Source organism: Pseudomonas sp. PDM02, from assembly GCF_014852285.1.
Taxonomy (GTDB): domain Bacteria; phylum Pseudomonadota; class Gammaproteobacteria; order Pseudomonadales; family Pseudomonadaceae; genus Aquipseudomonas; species Aquipseudomonas migulae.
Genome location: NZ_JACVBL010000001.1, coordinates 683,306 through 701,797 on the forward strand (window position 1 = coordinate 683,306; position 18,492 = coordinate 701,797).

Annotated in this window: 18 protein-coding genes; 15 read left to right on the forward strand and 3 right to left on the reverse strand. The window is 61.2% G+C overall.

All coding sequences use genetic code 11. From position 1 onward, the window contains the following. Positions 1–72: 72 nt before the first annotated feature. From IB245_RS03070 to IB245_RS03095, 6 genes are all read left to right on the forward strand, one after another. Positions 73–876 carry a CbbQ/NirQ/NorQ/GpvN family protein gene (locus IB245_RS03070; RefSeq protein WP_008034410.1) on the forward strand — a complete coding sequence of 268 codons (804 nt, stop codon included), beginning with the start codon at positions 73–75 and terminating at the stop codon, positions 874–876. Continuing rightward, entirely contained in the window at positions 860–1,447 is a 588-nt protein-coding gene (locus IB245_RS03075) for a cytochrome c oxidase subunit 3 family protein (protein WP_192226458.1), read from the forward strand. The genes IB245_RS03070 and IB245_RS03075 overlap by 17 nt, the downstream gene beginning before the upstream one ends. A 10-nt stretch (positions 1,448–1,457) precedes the next feature. After that, positions 1,458–1,715, forward strand: coding sequence for a cytochrome C oxidase subunit IV family protein (locus tag IB245_RS03080; RefSeq protein WP_192226460.1), 258 nt, complete (start codon positions 1,458–1,460; stop codon positions 1,713–1,715). Positions 1,716–2,786: 1,071 nt separating this feature from the next. Then, positions 2,787–3,227 (forward strand): c-type cytochrome, encoded by a 441-nt coding sequence (locus IB245_RS03085; RefSeq protein ID WP_192226462.1) that lies wholly within the window; start codon positions 2,787–2,789, stop codon positions 3,225–3,227. Between the two features lie 3 nt (positions 3,228–3,230). Then, positions 3,231–4,658, forward strand: a complete 1,428-nt coding sequence (locus IB245_RS03090) for a cbb3-type cytochrome c oxidase subunit I (protein ID WP_008029660.1) — start codon at positions 3,231–3,233, stop codon at positions 4,656–4,658. 78 nt (positions 4,659–4,736) lie between these two features. Further along, positions 4,737–6,578 carry a nitric oxide reductase activation protein NorD gene (locus tag IB245_RS03095; RefSeq protein ID WP_192226464.1) on the forward strand — a complete coding sequence of 614 codons (1,842 nt, stop codon included), beginning with the start codon at positions 4,737–4,739 and terminating at the stop codon, positions 6,576–6,578. A gap of 8 nt (positions 6,579–6,586) precedes the next feature. Here the strand turns inward: IB245_RS03095 and IB245_RS03100 are convergent, their stop codons facing one another. After that, entirely contained in the window at positions 6,587–6,769 is a 183-nt protein-coding gene (locus IB245_RS03100) for a hypothetical protein (RefSeq protein ID WP_008029656.1), read from the reverse strand. A 5-nt stretch (positions 6,770–6,774) separates the two neighbouring features. After that, positions 6,775–7,458, reverse strand: coding sequence for a Crp/Fnr family transcriptional regulator (locus IB245_RS03105; RefSeq protein WP_008029654.1), 684 nt, complete (start codon positions 7,456–7,458; stop codon positions 6,775–6,777). Between the two features lie 470 nt (positions 7,459–7,928). On the opposite strand from IB245_RS03105, the gene IB245_RS03110 reads away from it, so the two are divergent. Continuing rightward, on the forward strand, positions 7,929–9,119 hold the full coding sequence (locus IB245_RS03110; protein WP_008043457.1) for an NnrS family protein: 1,191 nt from the start codon (positions 7,929–7,931) through the stop codon (positions 9,117–9,119). A 28-nt stretch (positions 9,120–9,147) separates the two neighbouring features. Beyond that, positions 9,148–9,585: a CopD family copper resistance protein gene (locus IB245_RS03115; RefSeq protein WP_192226591.1), complete on the forward strand. Its 438-nt coding sequence runs from the start codon at positions 9,148–9,150 to the stop codon at positions 9,583–9,585. A 108-nt stretch (positions 9,586–9,693) separates the two neighbouring features. Here IB245_RS03115 and ytfE read toward each other — a convergent pair whose 3' ends face one another. Continuing rightward, the gene (ytfE, locus tag IB245_RS03120) at positions 9,694–10,368 is read right to left on the reverse strand and encodes an iron-sulfur cluster repair protein YtfE (protein ID WP_008029646.1); all 675 of its coding nucleotides are present in this window, start codon (positions 10,366–10,368) and stop codon (positions 9,694–9,696) included. Between the two features lie 156 nt (positions 10,369–10,524). Here ytfE and norR point away from each other — a divergent pair, with 156 nt between their 5' ends. The 7 genes from norR to ubiT all read left to right on the forward strand — a co-directional run bounded on the left by norR (position 10,525) and on the right by ubiT (position 18,069). Next, positions 10,525–12,054, forward strand: a complete 1,530-nt coding sequence (gene norR / locus IB245_RS03125; RefSeq protein ID WP_008043455.1) for a nitric oxide reductase transcriptional regulator NorR — start codon at positions 10,525–10,527, stop codon at positions 12,052–12,054. A gap of 78 nt (positions 12,055–12,132) precedes the next feature. Then, entirely contained in the window at positions 12,133–12,780 is a 648-nt protein-coding gene (pdxH, locus tag IB245_RS03130) for a pyridoxamine 5'-phosphate oxidase (RefSeq protein ID WP_008043454.1), read from the forward strand. Positions 12,781–13,842: 1,062 nt separating this feature from the next. Continuing rightward, entirely contained in the window at positions 13,843–14,397 is a 555-nt protein-coding gene (gene moaB, locus IB245_RS03135) for a molybdenum cofactor biosynthesis protein B (RefSeq protein ID WP_008034780.1), read from the forward strand. After that, positions 14,394–15,629 (forward strand): gephyrin-like molybdotransferase Glp, encoded by a 1,236-nt coding sequence (glp, locus tag IB245_RS03140; RefSeq protein WP_192226466.1) that lies wholly within the window; start codon positions 14,394–14,396, stop codon positions 15,627–15,629. Before moaB ends, glp begins: the two co-directional genes overlap by 4 nt. Before the next feature lie 78 nt (positions 15,630–15,707). Continuing rightward, on the forward strand, positions 15,708–16,703 hold the full coding sequence (gene ubiU, locus IB245_RS03145) for a ubiquinone anaerobic biosynthesis protein UbiU (RefSeq protein WP_008034782.1): 996 nt from the start codon (positions 15,708–15,710) through the stop codon (positions 16,701–16,703). 11 nt (positions 16,704–16,714) lie between these two features. After that, positions 16,715–17,605 carry a U32 family peptidase gene (locus tag IB245_RS03150; RefSeq protein WP_192226468.1) on the forward strand — a complete coding sequence of 297 codons (891 nt, stop codon included), beginning with the start codon at positions 16,715–16,717 and terminating at the stop codon, positions 17,603–17,605. Then, on the forward strand, positions 17,599–18,069 hold the full coding sequence (ubiT, locus tag IB245_RS03155) for a ubiquinone anaerobic biosynthesis accessory factor UbiT (protein WP_192226470.1): 471 nt from the start codon (positions 17,599–17,601) through the stop codon (positions 18,067–18,069). The genes IB245_RS03150 and ubiT overlap by 7 nt, the downstream gene beginning before the upstream one ends. The last annotated feature ends 423 nt before the right edge of the window (positions 18,070–18,492 follow it).

Genomic DNA, 18,492 nt, shown 5'->3' on the forward strand with positions numbered 1-18,492 from the left:
CCATGTCACTTGCCAGGTTGTCGCAGGGGTCCGTAGCGTGTCCCTCAATTCTGTTGTTGAATCAGGTGCCCCATGGACCATCTCCCGTCTGGCGAACACAAGGCCGAACCCTTCTACCAACCGCTCAACAATGAGGAGGCGCTGTTCGAGCAGGCCTGGCAACACGGCATGCCGGTGCTGATCAAGGGGCCGACCGGATGCGGCAAGACCCGTTTCGTCCAGCACATGGCGCATCGGTTGAACCTGCCGCTGTACACCGTGGCGTGCCACGACGACCTGAGCGCGGCTGACTTGATCGGTCGCCATCTGATCGGTGCCCAGGGCACCTGGTGGCAGGACGGACCGCTGACCCGCGCGGTGCGTGAAGGCGGCATCTGTTATCTCGACGAAGTGGTCGAGGCGCGCCAGGACACCGTGGTGGTGTTGCATCCGCTGGCCGACGATCGTCGCGAGTTGTTCCTGGAGCGCACCGGCGAGGTGTTGCAGGCGCCGCCGTCCTTCATGCTGGTGGTGTCCTACAACCCCGGTTACCAGAACCTGCTCAAAGGCATGAAACCCAGTACCCGACAACGCTTCGTGGCGATGCGTTTCGATTACCCGCCGGTGGCCGAAGAGGAGCGCATTGTTGCCCGCGAGGCTCAGGTGGACAGCGCGCTGGCAGCGCAAGTGGTCAGGCTGGGGCAGGCGCTACGCCGGCTCGATCAGCATGATCTGGAGGAAGTCGCTTCGACGCGGTTGCTGATTTTCACCGCACGAATGATCCGCGCCGGCATGAGCCCACGTGAGGCGTGCATGGCCTGCCTGGCCGAACCATTGAGCGACGATCCGCTGACCGTTGCGGCGCTGATGGACGTGGTTGATGTCCACTTCGGTTGAACCCGGCGGCATTGCGGCCAGGCATTTGCCGGGCGATCTGGCGATGTGGTTTTTCATTCTGGCCGAGCTGTCGGTGTTTGCCATTCTGATTCTGGTGTTCGCCGTGACCCAGGCACTCAAGCCGCAGCTGTTCAGCGAAAGTCGTCTGTTGCTGAACACGTCGACCGGTCTGGCGATGACCCTGAGCCTGCTCACCGCCGGGCTGTTCGCGGCGCTGGCGCAGGCGCAAGTCAGGCGCTCACGGCCTCGCCACGGCGCTGTCTGGTTGCTGGCGGCGTTGCTCGTCGCCAGTGTCTATGTGGTGTTGAAAGTCACCGAATACCGACACTTACTGGCCTCGGGGCTGGGGATGGAGCACAACACGTTTTTCACGCTGTACTGGATCCTCACCGGGTTTCATTTTCTTCATGTGTTGCTTGGCATGTTCATCCTCGGATGGCTGGCCGAGCGTTGCCGTCGTGGGTTGTACGACGCCAGTAACCGCAGTGGATTTGAATCCGGCGTGTTGTATTGGCACATGGTTGATCTGATCTGGGTGGTGTTGTTTCCGCTGGTTTACGTGCTGGGTTGATGAGGTTTTCATGTCTGCTTCCAGGTTCTTGTTTGTCTGCTGGGCAGCGCTGGCCACGCTGAGCGTAAGCACTGTGTTGCTGGCGCAGTCGGGCGCGACAGGGGTGTTGTCCGTGGCCATCTTGTTGGTGGCTGTGGGCAAGGCCTGGTTGATTACTGATGGCTTTATGGAGATGCGCCATGCGCCGCGATTGTGGCGTCGGTTGTTGGTGGGTTGGGCGTTGGTGTTGGCGGTGGTTGTGGGGGGGATGTTGGTGGTGGTTGATTGAGTACATATCCGTTTCTGTGGTGATGGCGGCTATTGGTTTCGCCCTTACGGCGAGTCACTTGGAAGAGCCCCAAGTAACCAAGGGCTCTTGCCCCTTTCGTTCGGTGGCTCGCTAATGCTCGCCATACCCTCGCTCCGGTCCTGCTCCGTGGGCCCGCCGCCATCGGCCATCCCTGGCCGGGGGCGGCTAACCCGGCATCTATGCCGGGTTGCCCACTGCGCAGAACCTCCACTCGGCCTCTCGAGGGGGCGACTACCGCCACAGCCGCCGAGGCGGCCTGAAAGCCGACCTGGCTCTTCGGTCGTGCGCACACTTGCGCACTGTGGTGGCCGCACTAATTTTGGATGTTTGCACATCCCCCCTGTAGGAGCCGGCTTGCTGGCGATTGCGTCTACCCAGCTAATACATACGTCGACTGACCCACCGCCATCGCCAGCAAGCCGGCTCCTACAAGGGATTGGGTTCACACGATTCAAAATTGTAGGAGCCGGCTTGCTGGCGATGGACGTCAACGATAACGCGGGCTGTCTGAATGAACGCGGTGTTTGGGCGTTTTTCGCCGGCAAGCCGGCTCCTACAGGGGATCTGCGTACGCTTTTGATTTACACCACTCATCAGGCCGAGCGTTAGCTCGCCTTTAGCTTTTGATCTGAGCGCCCCCTCGAGAGGCCGAGTGGAGGTTCTGCGTAGTGGGCAACCCGGCATGGATGCCGGGTTAGCCGCCCCCGGCCATGGATGGCCGATGGCGGCGGGCCCACGGAGCAGGACCGGAGCGAGGGTATGCCGAGCCTTAGCGAGGCACCGAACGAAAGGGGCAAGAGCCCTTTGGTTACTTTGGGGCTTTTCGAAAGTGACTCGCCGTAAGGGCGAAACCAATAGCCGCCAACACCACAAAAACGGATATGTACCCCCCCTCAAAAAAAAACGACCGCCTGACACAAAGCGCTCCCACATTCGATCTGCGGTGTCGGCAATACCCGAGCAAAACCATCGGAGTTTCTTGATCGCCATCAAGCAGGTTTCAACCCTTCGCTTCCTATCATGGACGGGCCAAGCAAAGAGGAAGCGACCATGTCAGAGACCTTCACCAAAGGCATGGCCAGGAACATCTACTTCGGGGGAAGTATCTTCTTCTTCCTGGTATTCCTGGCCTTGACCTACCACACGGAACAGACCTTCCCGGAGCGCAGTAACGAAGCGCAGTTAACCGAATCAGTGATTCGCGGCAAGACAGTCTGGGAGCAAAACAACTGCATCGGCTGCCACACGCTGCTGGGCGAGGGCGCCTACTTTGCGCCTGAGCTGGGCAACGTCTTTCAGCGACGCGGCGGGGAAGAGGGCTTCAAACCTTTCCTGCATGCCTGGATGAAAATGCAGCCGCTGGGCGTACCGGGCCGGCGCGCGATGCCTCAGTTCAAATTGAGTGACCAGGAGGTGGATGACATCGCCGAGTTCCTCAAATGGAGCTCGAACATCAACACCAATGGCTGGCCGCCAAACAAGGAGGGCTGAGCAATGAGCATTGCCAATCCACATCTGAAATTCGCCTCGCAAGCCGTGGCCAAACCGTACTTCGTGTTTGCCCTGATCCTGTTCCTCGGTCAGGTGCTGTTCGGTTTGATCATGGGCCTGCAATACGTGATCGGAGACTTTCTGTTCCCGATCATTCCGTTCAACGTGGCGCGGATGGTGCACACCAACCTGTTGATTGTCTGGCTGCTGTTCGGCTTCATGGGCGCGGCTTACTACCTGATCCCGGAAGAAGCCGACCGAGAGCTGCACAGCCCGAAACTGGCAATCCTCCTGTTCTGGGTGTTCGCCGCCGCCGGTGTGCTGACGATCCTGGGCTACCTGCTGGTGCCTTATGCGGGCCTGGCCAGGCTGACCCACAACGAGTTGCTGCCAACTATGGGCCGGGAGTTCCTCGAGCAGCCGACCATCACCAAGATGGGCATCGTGGTGGTGTGCCTGGGCTTCCTCTACAACATCGGCATGACCCTGCTCAAAGGTCGCAAGACCACCGTCAGCATGGTGATGATGACCGGGTTGATCGGGCTCGCGGTGTTCTTCCTGTTCTCCTTCTACAACCCCGGCAACCTCGCCCGTGACAAGTTTTACTGGTGGTGGGTGGTGCATCTTTGGGTGGAAGGCGTGTGGGAACTGATCATGGGTTCGATGCTCGCCTTCGTGCTGATCAAGATCACCGGGGTAGACCGGGAAGTCGTGGAAAAATGGCTGTACGTGATCATCGCCATGGCGCTGATTACCGGGATCATCGGCACCGGTCACCACTTCTTCTGGATCGGTGCGCCCGAGGTCTGGTTGTGGGTCGGCTCGATCTTCTCCGCCATGGAACCGCTGCCATTCCTGGCCATGGTGATCTTCGCGTTCAGCATGGTGAAGAACCGTCGTCGGCAACACCCGAATCGCGCGGCCACACTGTGGGCCAAGGGCACCACGGTCACGGCGTTCTTCGGTGCGGGCGTCTGGGGTTTTCTGCACACGTTGGCCCCGGTTAACTTCTACACCCACGGTTCGCAACTGACGGCGGCTCACGGTCACCTGGCCTTCTACGGCGCTTACGCGATGATCGTGATGACCTTGATCAGCTACGCCATGCCACGTTTGCGCGGCTTGGGTGAAGCCGGTGACGAGCGCTCGCAGACGCTGGAGATCTGGGGCTTCTGGTTGATGACCCTGTCGATGGTGATGATCACATTGTTCCTCACCGCTGCCGGTGTCGTGCAGGTCTACCTGCAACGCTGGCAGGCCGACGGAATCGCGTTGCCCTTCATGTCCACGGTCGAACATTTGCAAGTGCTGTTCTGGGCCCGCCTGGGTTCCGGTGTGGGTTTCTTCGCCGGGTTGCTCTGCTACTTGTTCAGCTTCAAGCAACGTGGCCGCGCCGCTTTGCGCGCCCCGGCTGCCGTGGTTCCGTCATGAGCCTGCATAACGGCTAGAAAAGGTCGGCCCGGCTGAGACAGCGGGCCGTTTTTTTGCTTTGGAAAAAGGGCAACTACCATGGCCTTTACCGTTGAACTGGAAGAGTGGGTCGGCAGTGTCTGGCACCGTTTCATCACCCGGCGCGCCAGTGCGGATTTCCCCGAGGCACGCGTTGAGCTGATCAGCCAGCAACGCCCGCTGGCGCTGTTGTTTCGTGCCATGGGCGGTGCCAACGGTGTCGGCGTCGAAGCTGCCAGCGACCGCGATCTGCTGCTGCGGCGCAACGTGTTGCAGCAGATCGCCGGCACCTGCAAACAAGTGCCGTTGGCGTGGTGCGACGACGCAAATCTTCGGCTGCCATCGAGCCTGGCGGTGTTTCCTGACGTCGCTCTGAACGAAGAACTCTATCGTTGGCTCGCGCTGCTGGCGGCGCAGGCCGGGCCGATGCGTCACTGGGGGCGGGACAATCAGCGCTGGACGCAACAGCTGTTGCAGCGCTTCCCCGCGTTGCGCGTCCGCTATCAACGCCTGGTCGATGCGCATCTGCAATTACGCCCGGATCCGGCCTCGTTGAACCGCAGCGAAGCGGCGCTGGAGCGGGCGTTATGCCAGGCGTTGCGTGAGCCGGGCAGTGTCGAGCATTTTCCTCGTAGCGAACGCGCTGCCTGGCCGCTGCCGTTGTGGTTGTACCCGCCGCAAAATTTCGCCAGTGCGCAGGCAGCCGATCTGGGCGATGAATCCGAAGAGTCGTTGACCACGCCACCCGGCGAACAGAAAAGCGGACGCAAACGCGCCACGCGGATCGATGAAAGTACCCGTGATGGCGGGCTGTTGGTGGTACGCCTGGAGAACCTGTTCAGTTGGACCGAACACGTGGATCTGGATCGCTGGTCGGACGACAGCGAAGACCCGGACGCCGCTCGGGTCGCCGATGACCTGGACGAACTGACGCTGTCGCGCACCCGTCTGCGCAAGGGCGGTGGCCTCAAATTGCACCTGGATCTGCCGCCGGCCGATGTCGACGATATTCCCTTGGGCGAGGGCATCAAGTTGCCGGAGTGGGACTATCGCAAGCAGCGGATGCAGGACAGCTTCGTCAATCTGCAAATGATGGTGCCGCGCGACTGTGAAGCGCAGCCGCTGCCGCCACGGCTCAAGGCTTCGGCGCGACGTTTGCGTCGTCAGTTCGAACACCTGCGCAACGACCGCCAGTGGTTACGCCAGCAACCCCAGGGTTCTGAACTGGACATGCAGGCCTGGCTGGATTTTCACGTTGAACGCGAGCATGGCGAGTGCGCCGAACGGGGTTTGTTCATGGAACAACGCCAGACCCGCCGCGACCTCGCGTGCCTGTTGCTGGCCGATGTGTCGATGTCCACCGACGCCCATCTCAACGATGAACATCGTGTCATCGATGTCATCCGCGACAGCTTGCTGCTGTTCGGCGAAACCCTGTCGGTGCTGGGTGATGATTTTGCCCTGTACGGGTTTTCCTCATTGCGTCGCCAGCAAGTGCGCATGCAGGAGCTCAAGTCGTTCACCCAGCGTTATGACGACAACACCCGAGGTCGCATCCAGGGGCTCAAGCCGGGTTATTACACACGCATGGGCGCCGCCATTCGCCAGGCCACCAAACTGCTGGGCACCAGCAAACGACGCAGCAAATTGTTGCTGCTGCTGACCGACGGCAAACCGAATGATCTGGATTTGTATGAGGGCCGCTACGGTGTCGAAGACACCCGCGAGGCGGTGCGGGAGGCGCGGCGCCAGGGATTGACGCCGTTCTGCATCACGATTGATCGCGAGGCCGGGGACTACTTGCCGTACATGTTCGGCGCCAATGGCTACACCTTGATCCGCCAGCCCGAACAACTGCCTCTGCGCTTACCGCAGTTGTATCGCCAGTTGACCCAGCCATGACCCTGGCATCAACGCGGCAGCCAGAAAAACATCGCCACGCAAAAGATCGTCAGGCCGATGCAGAACCACATGAACCGATGCTGCCGACGCTCTCCGGCGCGTTCGGCCAACGCCGGCAGGGGCATGCCGCAGTGGCGGCATTCGGTTTCTTTTGATGGATTGGCGTGTTGGCAATACAGGCAGACGGGCATGGCGCTCACTCGAACTGTTCCAGGCGTGGACGATCAAGAATGGCGATCTGGCGGCCGTCCTGGGTAATGATTTTTTCATCGATCAGGCGGCGGATGATGCGCGAAAACGTCTCCGGCTGGATCGACAGGTGCCCGGCAATCAGTTGCTTGGCCATCGGCAGTTCGAATTGACTGTCGATGGTTTGCTGGCGCACCAGCTGCGTCAGCAGATAGCGCACGACCCGGTGGGTAGCGTTTTTCAGTGACAGGGTTTCGATTTCGTTGACCCGCTGATGCAGGCGAACGCAGAGCTTGCCCAGCAGCGCGAAGGTCAGCCGGCTGTTGTTCTGCAGCAAGCGCATGTAGGTGCTGTTGGATAACCGGTAGAGCTGGGTAGGGCAGACCGCTTCGGCCGAGGCCACATAGTTGGGGGTGTCCATCAGCATCATCGCTTCGGCGAAGGTTTGTCGATCGCTGAGAACCTCGAATACTTTTTCCTGCCCGTCGGGTGTCAGGCGGTAGATCTTCACCGCCCCGGCAATCACGAAATAGAACGAATCGGCCGGCTCGCCCTGACGGAACAACGGCTCGCCTTTGTCGATGCTCAGCAGTTGGCTGGTACTCATCAATTCATCCAGCTGTTCTTCATTCAACGGCTCGAACAAGTGATGACTGCGCAAAATCTGGTGATGGACGCGATGAAGCACCATGGGAATTCATCCTGAAGGTTGAGGAGTGGCTTGCGATCAAGAATCAGACAAGGCCCAGGGAGATGCCGCTGGCCACCGCCAGGACGGAGGTCAACACCACAAACCAGGCCAGTGGCTGGACGACTTTTTTCATGAGGACTCCCGGGATCGAGTTTGCTTTGAGTTCCCGAGGCTTGAGCAAAACGCGGGCCATGCCTGAAGGCCTTTGTTTATTGGGGTTGTAGATGGACAGGGTAAAAAAGACCCATGCAATAAGGGTAAAAACAACCCTTAAATGGTCATTTTTACCCTGCGCCAGCTACCGTTACAGCTAGGAAGTGCCGCCAGCCATTGATCTGGAGCGGGGGCACGCCCCTTGCACACTTGATCTGCGACAAAGGCAATTGCTCGGCAATACCCGATGATTGCACCCGGAATTACCTCGCGCGCAGGTTGGCGCCAGGTCAGCAACAAGGTAGAGGAGTGGCTTTATGCAAGTGCTTGACCGCCGTAAAGCGATGGCCATAGCGCCGCTGTTACGTCTGGCCTTTCGGCCGTTCTTCCTCGCGGGCGGCCTGTTGGCCGTGCTGGTCATCCCGCTTTGGCTGGCGGCCTTCAGCGGTTCGTTGTCCGCGTGGCAACCGGCCGGTGGGTGGCTGGGCTGGCATCGGCATGAATTGCTGTTCGGGTTCGGGCTGGCGATTATTGCGGGCTTCCTGCTGACGGCCGTACAGACCTGGACCGGTCGCCCCGGCCTCAGCGGCAAACCGTTGGCCGCGCTGGCGCTGCTGTGGTTGGCGGCGCGCGTGGCGTGGCTGGTCAATGCCCCGTGGCCGCTGCTGGTGGTGCTGGAAATGGCGTTCCCGCTGGCGGTGGCGGTGTTGATGGGCTTCACGTTGTGGAAGGTACGGCAAAAGCGTAACTACCCGATTGTGGTGGTCCTGCTGTTGCTGGCCGGTGCCGACGGGTTGTCTGTGTCGGGGCTGGTCGCAGGTCATGAAGGCTGGCAGCGTCAGGGCGTGCTGACCGGCATCTGGCTGGTGGCGGCCATGATGGGGTTGATCGGCGGGCGCGTGATTCCGTTCTTCACCCAGCGCGGCCTCGGCCGGGTTGACGCTGTTGCCCCTTGGCCATGGCTGGATTGGCTGCTGCTGATTGGCTCTCCACTGGTGGCGTTGCTGTATGCCGTCGGCCCTGCGCTCAACGCCAATGTCTGGGTGGGTTTGTTGTTCGCGGTGCTGGGGGCTGGGCATCTGGTGCGCCTGGTGCGCTGGCAAGATCGCGGCCTGTGGCGCGTGCCGTTGTTGTGGTCGCTGCACCTGGCTTACGGCTGGCTGGCGGTGGCCTGTCTCGGCATGGCGCTGTGGCATTTCGGCGTGCCGCTGAACCCGAGCCTGGCAGTGCATTGCCTGACGATCGGCGCCATGGGCGGTCTGGTGCTGGCGATGATCGCGCGGGTAACGCTCGGGCATACCGGCCGTGCGCTGGAGCCACCGTCGGGCATGACCTTGGCGTTCATTTTGCTCAATCTGGCGTGTCTGAGTCGGGTCGTGTTGATTGTGTTTTTCCCTTTGCCGGCGCTGTGGCTGGCCGGTCTGTGCTGGACGCTGGCGTTTGCGCTGTACGCCTGGCGTTATGGGCCGATGCTGCTGCGGGCCCGGGTCGACGGTCATCCGGGATGAGCAGGCCAAAGAATGGAGGCGGGCGATGATGTATCCCTTTTTGTTGATTACGCATTTGCTGGCAGCCATCGCCTTCATCGGCACGCTGTTTTTTGAAGTGGTGATCTGGCACCGCGCCCGCCAGCCGCTGGCAGAAACGGCGCGAGCGACGGCGGATCAGGCGATTGCCGTGCGCTCGCGCAAGGTGCTGCACGGTGTGGTGTTGCTGTTATATGGCGCCGGCATTGCGCTCGCCTGGCAGCACCGCGGTGTTTTGAGCCAGCCGCTGGCCAGCAGTTTTGGCACTTTGCTGAGCCTGAAAATCATCCTGGCCCTGAGCATCATCGGCCATTACCTGCTGCTGGCGTATTGGCTGAAAAGCGCGCGGCTGTCCACGACCCGCGCGACCTGGATTCGCCGCAGCATCCTCGGGCACATGGTGTTGATCGTGATCCTGGCCAAGGCGATGTTCTATTGGCACGGCTGATGGCGCTGTAAAGCCGGTAGTTCTGAGGCGACGCCATTCGCGAGCAAGCCCGCTCCCACAGGGGAATGTTGATCCCTGTGGGAGCGAGCCTGCTCGCGAAAAGTGTGATCAGTGGTGTGGGTTCAGGGCGTTAATGAACAGCACGTTGTTTTCCAGGTGAATGTGTTGCATCAGGTCGTCCTTGAATTCCAGCAACCCGCGATAGAGTGCGCGCCAGGTGTTGCAGGCATCCGCTGGCGGAGTGATGTGGTGGGTCAGGGCGAGCATCTGTTCCAGCGCTTCGCCATGTTGATCATGTTCGAAACGCAACACCTGGATCGGCGGTGCGGCCTGCGGGCCGATGCCCTGTTGCAGCATCGGGAAGAGCACTTGTTCTTCCTTGAGCATGTGGCCTTCGAGTTCTTGCTGCATGTCGCTCAGCAGATCGGCCAGGCCGTTGGGGCAGGTGCTGCGCGCCCCGTGCACTTGCTCGACGCGTCGGGCCAGGCGGATCAGTTCCGGCAGTTGCTCGCGGTGGCGGGCGTGGTAGCGCGTCAGGAGGTGGGCAATCAAGGCCTCGGACGTTTCAGTGCGCCAATCGTGCTGGGTTTCGCCGGTGTCTTGCAGGGTTTCCAGAGCATCGGCAATCAGCAGCGGATCGAGGTCTTTGCCAAGGGCCGCTTCCCGCAGGCTTTTATGCCCACCGCAACAGAAGTCCAGTTTGAAGTTGTGAAAGATTCGGGTGGCGCCGGGAATGTCGCAGGCCAGTTGGCCGAGGCTTTGTTCCAGTAGGGTCTGGCTCATCAGGGGGTTCCTTGCTTGGGTTTCAACGGTTCTCCTGGCTTGTTGCATCCGGCGTGCCATATTTAACTGATTGATAAATATGAATTTATTTTTAGTTGTGGTGATGCGCACCCTGACGCATTAGGGTGAATCCCACCATAGAGGGTAATTAAAACCATGCTGCGTGAAAGCCTGGCGGCCGACCTGATTGTCGAGTTGCCCAATGCCGTGCGGTTGCAACGACTGGTCCAGACCCTGCGCCAATACTTCAACAGTGGCGCGGTGGGTTTGTTGCGTCTGGATGACGACAGCCTCAGGCCCGTGGCAACGGTGGGGCTGGTGCATGAAGCGTTGGGGCGCCGGTTCGTCATCGCCCAGCATCCCCGGCTGGCGGCGATCATGGCCTCGCGCGAACCCGTCTGGTTCGAGCCCGACAGTCGCCTGCCGGATCCTTACGACGGATTGCTCGACAACCACATCGGCGAACCGCTGCCGGTGCATGACTGCATGGGCGTGAGCCTGTATGTCGAGGGGCGGATCTGGGGCGCGATCACCCTCGATGCGCTGCACGCCGGAACCTTCGACAGCCGTGCGCGGGAGGAGCTCAAGCGCTGCACCTTGCAGATCGAAGCAGCCGTGCGGGTCACTCGCCTGGAACAGGAAAACCGCAGCTTGCGCTTGTCCCGCAGCGATCCTCAGGATTTGCGAATGCCGGTCGAGGAGGGCGAGATCCTCGGGCAGAGTGAGGTGTTGCATCAGCTGCTCAATGAGCTGGACGTGTTGGCCGATTCCGATCTGCCGGTGTTGCTGCTGGGCGAGACCGGTGTTGGCAAAGAACTGTTCGCCCGGCGCTTGCATCGTCTGTCGCGGCGCAGCCACAAGCCGCTGATTCAGGTCAACTGCGCGGCCTTGCCCGAGTCGTTGGCGGAGAGTGAATTGTTCGGTCACGTCAAAGGCGCCTTCTCCGGTGCCACGGGTGACCGTGCCGGGCGCTTCGATGCGGCCAACGGTGGCACGCTGTTTCTCGATGAAGTCGGTGAGTTGCCATTGAGTGTGCAGGCGAAATTGCTGCGCACCTTGCAGAACGGCGAGATCCAGCGGCTGGGCGCGGACAAGCCGCTGCATGTCGATGTGCGCATCATCGCCGCCACCAATCGGCACTTGCCGGACAGCATTCGCGATGGCCTGTTTCGGGCTGATCTGTATCACCGGCTCTCGGTGTACCCGGTACCGATCCCTTCGTTGCGCGAACGTGGCAATGACGTGTTGATGCTGGCTGGGCATTTCCTTGAACTCAATCGGGCGCGTCTCGGCCTGCGTGGCTTGCGTCTGTCGCCGGCGGCCGAACGCGCATTGCTGGCGTATACCTGGCCGGGCAACGTGCGCGAGCTCGAGCATGTGATCAGTCGTGCCGCCTTGAAGCAGCTCAGTCGCGGCAGCAGTCGTGCGTTGATCATGACGCTGGAGCCCGAGATTCTTGATCTCGACAGTGCTCCGAACGCACCGCAGGTTGTTTCTGAGCCTTGCGACGCCGCTCCGGCTGATCTGCCATTCCAGCCGCTGGGTGAAGCCGTCGACGATTATCAACGCAAGAAAATTCTCCAGGCCCTGAGCCTGTCCGGGGAAAACTGGGCCAGCGCGGCGCGGATTCTGGAAGTCGATCCGAGCAATTTGCACAAACTGGCGCGGCGTCTGCGGCTCAAGTAATCGACACTGTTGATGGCGGTCAAGGTCGGTTGGCGCAGTGCCTCGCACACTGAGCAAAACCTTCCGGAGATCACTGTCATGCCGCTTTCCCTGGCCCAAATGCGCCGCAACTACACCCTGTATGGCTTGCAGGACGAGCATGCGCTGGATGACCCTTTGGTGATGTTTCGCCAATGGCTGCAACTGGCCCGCGACACCGAGAGCGCGCCTGTCGAAGCCAATAGCATGATGCTGGCGACGGTCGACAGCGATGGGCGGCCGCACTGTCGTGTCCTGTTGCTCAAGGGCTTGAGCGAGGAAGGTTTTACGTTCTTCGGTCATTACCAGAGTGACAAGGGCCAGCAACTGGCCGCCAATCCTTATGCCGCCATGACGTTTTTCTGGCCGGGGCTGGAGCGGCAGGTGCGTATCGAAGGTCGCGTCTCGAGGCTGGATCCGGCGTTGTCGGATGAGTACTTTGATTCCCGGTCCATGGCCAGTCGTCTCGGTGCCTGGGCTTCGCCGCAAAGCCGTCCGCTGGCGAGTCGGGCAGCGCTTGAATTGCTGTTGGCTGACACGATCAAACGCTTTGTCGGCCAGACTGTTTCGCGACCTGAGCAATGGGGTGGGTACTGCCTGCATCCTGAGCGTCTGGAGTTTTGGCAGGGGCGTGCCGACCGGTTGCATGACCGTATTGACTATCGCTTGCATGAGGGTGTCTGGAAACGGAGCCGTTTGGCGCCTTGAGTCTGATGGGAAATGGTGGGGGGCTTTGTTGGTGTGTATATCCGTTGCTGCGGTGATGGCGGCTATTGGTTTCGCCCTTACGGCGAGTCACTTTCGAAAAGCGCGAAAGTAACCAAAGCGCTTTTGCCCCTTTCGTTCGGTGCCTCGCTAATGCTCGGCATACCCTCGCTCCGGTCCTGCTCCGTGGGCCCGCCGCGATCGGCCATCCTTGGCCGTGCGCGGCTAACCCGGCATCCATGCCGGGTTGCCCACTGCGCAGAACCTCCACTCGGCCTCTCGAGGGGGCGACCACCGCCACAGCCGCCGAGGCGGCCTGAAAGCCGACCTGGCTCATTTTGCGCACGCGTTGTCCTTCACTGCTGCGTTCACTCATTCCGGATATGTTCACCGATCCCCTGTAGGAGCCGGCTTGCTGGCGATAGCGTCAGTTCAGTCACGCACTCATTGCCTGATCCACCGCTATCGTCGGAACGCCGCCCGCAGCAAGCCGGCTCCTACAGTTGATCGTATTTATCCAAACACATATGCACTTCCCTTGTAGGAGCCAGCTTGCTGGCGATGGACGTCAACGATAACGCAGGCTGTCTGAATGAACGCGTTGCCCGGTCGTTTTTCGCGGGCAAGCCTCGCTCCTACAGGGAATCCCATACGCTTTTGATTTCCACCACTCATCAGGCCGAGCGTTAGCTCGCCTTCCGCTTTTGATCTTGAGGTACACGCCCCCTCGAGAGGCCGAGTGGAGGTTCTGCGCAGTGGGCAACCCGGCATGGATGGCGGCGGGCCCACGGAGCAGGACCGGAGCGAGGGCATGCCGAGCCTTAGCGAGGCACCGAACGAAAGGGGCAAGAGCCCTTGGTTACTTGGGGCTCTTCCAAGTGACTCGCCGTAAGGGCGAAACCAATAGCCGCCATCACCGCAGCAACGGATATACCCCCCAACAAACCCATCCCCCCATCAGCCAGAAATCCATGCGCCCGAGAGGTACCTCCTTGGAGGAATAGGCTCATCAAGGATTCCGGTTCAGGCTTGGGCCCATACCCTCATCTACGGGAAAACCTGGACATGGCCCATCTGGCGCAACGCACATTTGAACCCCTGAACATTGCCGTGCTGACCATCAGCGATACACGCACCTTCGACACCGACACTTCAGGACAGACCCTGACCGATTTGCTGCAAACCGCCGGGCATGTATTGATCGATCGTGACCTGGTCAAGGACGATATCTATCAAATCCGCGCCACCGTTTCCCGGTGGATCGCCGACCCCGAAGTACAAGTTGTGCTGATGACCGGCGGTACCGGTTTCACCGCTCGCGACAACACGCCGCAAGCTGTCCTGCCGCTGCTGGACAAACACGTGGAAGGCTTCGGCGAATTGTTCCGTCAGGTATCCCTGGAGGAAATCGGCATGTCCAGCCTGCAATCCCGGGCACTGGCCGGCATGAGCAACGGCGTGCTGGTGTGCTGCGTACCCGGTTCACCGGGTGCCTGCCGGACGGCCTGGAACAAGATCCTGCTCGAACAACTGGACAGTCGCACCGGCCCCTGCAATTTCGCCCCGCATTTGAAACCTCAGGCCCAACGCAACATTGATGCCTGCGAGACACGCTCATGACCGGCCGGGTGTGCGACCTCGGCAACCTGATGCCGGTGGACGAGGCCATCAGCCGCCTGCTCGATCAGGCACCGCCGCCGCCCCTGGTGCAAATGATCCGCCTGGATCAAGCGATGGGGCGCGTGCTGGCAGCGGATATTCATTCCCCGGTGAACCTGCCGGCCTGGGACAACAGCGCCATGGACGGTTACGCCCTCAGGGCCGTCGACCTGCCCGAGGAGGGTGGCTGGCTGTTGATCGGCGGGAGAATTGCGGCGGGGGATCAGGCGTGCGCACCGTTGCTCGCGCAACAAGTGGTGCAGATTTTTACCGGCGCACCCTTGCCACCGGGCGCCGACACCGTCGTGCCGCAAGAGCGTTGCCGGATCGACGGCGAGCGTGTCTGGTTGCCGCCCGCAAGCGTTGGCGATCACGTGCGCAAAGAGGGTGAAGAAGTTCGTCGCGGGCACCTGCTGCTCAAGGCGGGAAAGCGCCTGCGCGCACAGGAAATCGGATTGCTGGCCGGCGCCGGGATTGCGCGGATCGAAGTCTATCGACCGTTGCAGGTGTGTTTGCTCAGCAGCGGCAATGAACTGCGCGAGCCGGGCGATCCCTTGGCGCCGGGGCAGATCTACAACAGCAATCGCTACTGTCTGGCGGAGCTGTTGCGTGGATGGGGCGTCGAGGTGCATGACTACGGCGTGATGGCCGATGAGCTGGCGGCCAGTCGGCACGCCTTGAGCCTGGCGTCGTCGGAATGCGACCTGTTGCTGAGCAGCGGCGGCGTTTCGGTCGGCGAGGAGGATCATCTCAAGCACGCCATCGAGGAACTGGGCAGCATCGATTTCTGGCGTCTCGCCATGCAGCCGGGCAAACCGCTGGCCTTTGGCGAAGTGGCGGGCAAACCGTGGATCGGCGTACCCGGCAATCCTTCGGCGGCACTGATTACCGCGTTGGTGGTGGTGCGACCGTTCTTGCTCCGGGCCCAGGGTATGACGGACGTGATGCCACGGCCACTGGCCGTGCCCGCCGGGTTCGAGTGGTTGCAAAGCAACAAGCGCCGGCAATACCTGCGAGCCAGGTTGACGCCCGGCGCAGACGGCCAGTTGCGCGTGGAACTGCACCCTCAGCAAAGCTCGGCGATGTTGACGGCCGCGTGCTGGGCTGACGGGCTGGCAGTGATCGACTGCGAGCAGCAAGTGCTCAAGCACGACAACGTGATGTTCCTGTCCTTTGCCGACCTGATGCAGTGAGGGCAATTGATTGCCGTCAAGGCAGTGCCTGCCGGTCTGACTAGACTGGCAGCGCCGCTTTTTTCATGAGGATTACCCATGCAACTGGTCTGCCCGGCAGGGAACCTGCCTGCGCTCAAAGCGGCGGTGCGCCAAGGCGCCGATGCCGTTTATGTCGGTTTTCGCGATGACACCAACGCCCGGCATTTCGCGGGGCTGAACATGGACGACAAACAGTTCGACGCCGCCGTCGCCCACATCCGTCAGCATCAACGCAAACTCTATGTCGCCGTCAACACCTACCCGCAACCCAAGGGCTGGGAGCGCTGGCAGCGGGCGGTGGATCGTGCTGCCGATTTCGGTGTGGATGCGCTGATCGCCGCCGACCCCGGGGTGCTCAACTATGCCAGCCAGCGCCATCCGCAACTGGCGTTGCACCTCTCGGTCCAGGGCTCGGCGACCCACGCCGCCGCGTTGGCGTTTTACGCGCAGCGCTACGATATTCGGCGCGCCGTGCTGCCACGGGTGTTGTCGTTGGCGCAGGTGCGCCAGGTGGCCGCCAGCAGTCCGGTGCCCATTGAAGTTTTCGGTTTCGGCAGCCTGTGCATCATGGCCGAAGGGCGTTGCCACCTGTCGTCCTACATCACCGGCGAGTCACCGAACCTGTGCGGCGTCTGTTCGCCGGCCAAGGCGGTGCGCTGGAGCGAGGACGCCGAAGGGTTGAGCGCGCGGCTCAGTGAAGTCCTGATCGACCGCTACACCCCCGACGAACCGGCCGGTTACCCGACCTTGTGCAAAGGCCGTTTCCTGGTCGACGGCAAACGCTTTCATGCCCTGGAAGAACCCACCAGCCTCGACACCCTGGACCTGCTGCCGGAGCTGACGGCCATCGGCGTCGAAGCCGTGAAAATCGAAGGCCGCCAACGCAGCCCGGCTTATGTCGAGCAAGTCACCCGGGTCTGGCGCGCCGCGCTGGATGCCCATCGCGGCGCGCCGGGCGCTTTTCGGGTCAAGGAAGAATGGCGTCAGGTGCTGGCCGGGTTGTCCGAGGGCAGCCAGACCACCCTGGGTGCTTATCATCGATCATGGCAATGAGGGGACGCGACATGAAGCTCAGCCTGGGACCGGTCCTGTTTTATTGGGACAAGGAGCAACTCAGCAACTTTTACGCCGAGATGTCGGCCATGCCTCTGGACGTGATTTACCTGGGGGAAACCGTGTGCTCGAAACGCCGGGCCTTTTCACTGGATCAGTGGCTGGGACTGGGGCGCGAGTTACAGGAGTGCAGTCGGGCGCAGTTGGTGATCTCCAGTTTGACGCTGATCGAAGCAGCGTCGGAACTTTCCAGCCTGCGCCGCCTGTGTGACAACGGCCAACTGTTGGTGGAGGCCAATGACATGGGCGCGGTGCAGTTCCTCGCCGAGCGCCAGTTGCCGTTCGTGGGTGGCCCGGCCCTCAACCTGTACAACGGCCACTCGCTGGCGCAGCTGCTCGACTGCGGAATGACCCGCTGGGTGCCGCCCGTGGAGTGTTCGGCGGCGCTGATCCGCGACGTGATCGGGCAGGTCCGTGAACTGGGCCGAGCGGTGCCGGAAGTTGAAATTTTCGCCTATGGGCATTTGCCCCTGGCCTATTCCGCCCGCTGTTTCACGGCCCGCGCGGAAAACCGGCCCAAGGACGACTGCCAGTTTTGCTGCATCAACTACCCCGACGGCATGGCACTGACCAGCCAGGAAGGGCAGCCGCTGTTTACCCTCAACGGTATTCAGACCATGTCGGCCGAGGTCACCAATTTGCTCGCCGATTATTCCGGGCTGGTGGACTGCGGCGCCGATCTGTTGCGCCTGAGCCCGCGTGCGCAGGGCATGGCTGAGGTGATTGACAGTTATCAGCGGGTTCGTTCGGGCGAGATGCCGCCGTTGTTTGTCGAAGGGTGCAATGGCTACTGGCATGGCCAGGCCGGCATGTTGCGCGTCGAGGAGGTTGGCCTGTGCTGAACCGAAAAAAGTGGCTGCTCAAAGGTGCCGACCGGTTGTTACCGCTGGTGCGTCGGGTGCCGTTTGCCGTGCAGCGCCTGGCGTTGCAGCAGGCGCTCAATCGCTGCCTCGCCGAGCCGTTGCGTGATGGTGAGTTTGAGGTGTTGCGCGGGCGTTGGTTGTGTTTGCGGATTCCGGATCTGGGGTTGTCCTGGTATCTGACGCTCAATCGTCAGGGGTTGCGGATTGCCGAGCATGCTACGGCGGCTGTGACCATCAGCGGGAACTGGCGTGAGTTTTTACTGTTGGCCAGTCGTCAGGAGGATCCTGATACGCTGTTTTTTCGTCGGCGTCTGGTGATTGAGGGCGACACAGAATTGGGGTTGGCGTTGAAGAATTTGATCGATAGCCTTGATCCTGATGTGTTGCCGGTCTGGTTGTGGCGGAATCTGGAGCGGGCGGGGAAGGGGTTGGCGGCGGGGTGATCGACATTGCTTGCCGGCGATGGTTGTGTGTCGAGTTTTTTGATGGTGTACATATCCGTTGCTGCGGTAACGGCCGCTTATGGTTTCGCCCTTACGGCGAGTCCCTTTTTCAAACGCCAAAAAGGAACCAAAAGGCTTTGCCCCTGACGTACGGTGGCTCGCTAATGCTCGCCATGCCCTCGCTCCGGTCCTGCTCCGTGGGCCCGCCGCGATCGGCCATCCCTGGCCGTGCGCGGCTAACCCGGCATCCATGCCGGGTTGCCCACTGCGCAGAACCTCCACTCGGCCTTCCGACGGGGCAGATCAAAATCAAAATCAAAAGCCAAAGCAAAGCAAAAACGAGGCGGCCTGCCAGCCGACCTGTTTCTATGATCGTACGCATTCCCTGTAGGAGCCGGCTTGCCGTCGATGGACGTCAACGAT